Annotated in this window: 2 protein-coding genes; one reads left to right on the plus strand and one right to left on the minus strand. The window is 68.5% G+C overall.

Translation table 11 applies throughout. The annotated features are described in order from the left end of the window. Positions 1-335: GNAT family N-acetyltransferase (locus DAI20_RS19200; RefSeq protein WP_205781489.1), on the plus strand; the 335-nt coding region annotated here is incomplete at its 5' end. Here DAI20_RS19200 and DAI20_RS19205 read toward each other — a convergent pair. Then, positions 332-1,111 (minus strand): CDP-diacylglycerol diphosphatase, encoded by a 780-nt coding sequence (locus DAI20_RS19205; protein ID WP_108252870.1) that lies wholly within the window; start codon positions 1,109-1,111, stop codon positions 332-334. The genes DAI20_RS19200 and DAI20_RS19205 overlap by 4 nt on opposite strands. Between the last annotated feature and the right edge of the window lie 151 nt (positions 1,112-1,262).

A 1,262-nucleotide genomic window follows, 5' to 3' on the forward strand; every position in this document is an offset into this window, starting at 1 on the left:
AACACGGCACGGTGCTGGATCAGCTGCATATCCGCCTGCAGTCGCTGCACGCGCGCAGTGCCGAGTTGCTGTCGCTGCAGCACTGGCACCCGCATAGCGACGCCGCGCTGCGGGCGCTGTGCCCGTTCCTGTTCGACGATGTCGGCCTGCATCGCCTGTTCGTGATGCTGCCACCAGACTGCAATGACCCGTTCGCCACTGCGCTGCACGCCTTCGGCTTCGAGCAGGAAGGCCTGCTGCGCGACCATCATCTGGATCTGGATGGCTGGCAGGATCGCCAGCTGCTGGCATTGACCGCGCCGATGTGGCGCGGCCAGCATCGCGCGCTGGACTAGCGCACCCGCTCCAGCGCATTGCCGGCACCGGTCAGCACCGAACACGCGTGGTCCTGCAGTTCTTCAGCGCTGGCCTCGTTGCCGCTGGCGGCATCCACGCGGGTGGCCAGCAGGATGAAGCCCGGACCGCCCTGCACGGCGTCCCGGCCGGCCACGACCAGGCTCCACTGGCCCACGTCGTCCACGCCAGCGAGGTCATAGGCCAGCAGATTGAGCGGATTGGCGGTCAGTTCCTCGCCCGGCAGCAGGCGGGCCTGGTACTGATGGCCGCGCAGCAGCACCGGCAACGGTGCCCAGCGGCTGCCGACGGCGGCAGCATGCGTGTCCAGCGCCCGCAGCACGTCGGCACGCAGGCAGTCGACATGGATATGCAGCTGGTGCTGCGAGCGGCCGTGCGGCGAATTCAGCGCCAGGCTGGCCACGTTGCGCGGCAGCGGTTGCCGCAAGGCCTGTTCGGTATGCCCGCGCGCCTGCCAGGCCGCAGCGAAGTAGTTCGGTGCACCGCGCTGGTACAGGCTGCGGTTCTCGATACCGCTGACCTTGTCCAGCGGCATCAGCAGGAACTGGTAGTCGCCGTGCGCGTCCTTGACCAGCACATCGCGGCGGTCTGCGGCCGTCTCCACGCGCAGGCAGTCGCCGCGTGGACCTTCGGCGCCCCGGCAGTCACGTTCGATCAATCGCCACAATGCATCGGAATGGGCCGGCGGCGACGGTGGCGCGCTGGCACAGGCGGACAACAGCAGCAGGGACGGCAGCAGGAAGGGGCGCAGGGACACGGCAACGACTCACGGAACAGGCACGGCAGACGGCGCCGCGCTGCATTCTAGCCAGTGCAGTACTGCAATCAGTAGGTGCCGAACGGCACTTCAACCACGATCGGGGCGGCACTCTCGCCGGCCTGAAGGCTGTAGCGGTCCAGCGCGCCAT

It is taken from the genome of Planctomonas deserti (assembly GCF_003067705.1).
Lineage (GTDB): Bacteria > Actinomycetota > Actinomycetes > Actinomycetales > Microbacteriaceae > Planctomonas > Planctomonas deserti.